Raw genomic sequence first — 256 nt, 5'->3', positions numbered from 1 at the left:
GACGCAAATACAGCGTCTTTTATTTTTTCTGGGATAAAAAACTATTATTCAGGTATGACGGTCAATGTGAAGGGATTCGGAAATTTTGACGGGAAGTACATCATCACACGAACAAGGTTTTCGGGTTCTTCATCTGGGACAGCGACATCTATAGAACTAAGAAAATGCTTGGAGGGATATTAATGGATATCGTCAGGGTTGGTATTGTGTCATCTGTCAATCCGGAAAAATGCAAAGCCAGAGTGGCTTTTGACGA

The 256-nt window shown here is 40.6% G+C and carries 1 pseudogene; it reads left to right on the top strand.

Annotation, left to right across the window (positions count from 1 at the left end):
• A pseudogene (locus LD028_RS09200) lies at window positions 1-183 on the top strand (phage late control D family protein); the annotation flags it as partial.
• Between the last annotated feature and the right edge of the window lie 73 nt (window positions 184-256).

The sequence above is a fragment of the Anoxybacillus sp. LAT27 genome, from assembly GCF_022030075.1.
Lineage (GTDB): Bacteria > Bacillota > Bacilli > Bacillales > Anoxybacillaceae > Anoxybacillus > Anoxybacillus kestanbolensis.
The sequence above is the reverse complement of the archived record's forward strand: the minus strand, read 5'-3'. Positions and strand labels throughout refer to the sequence as shown.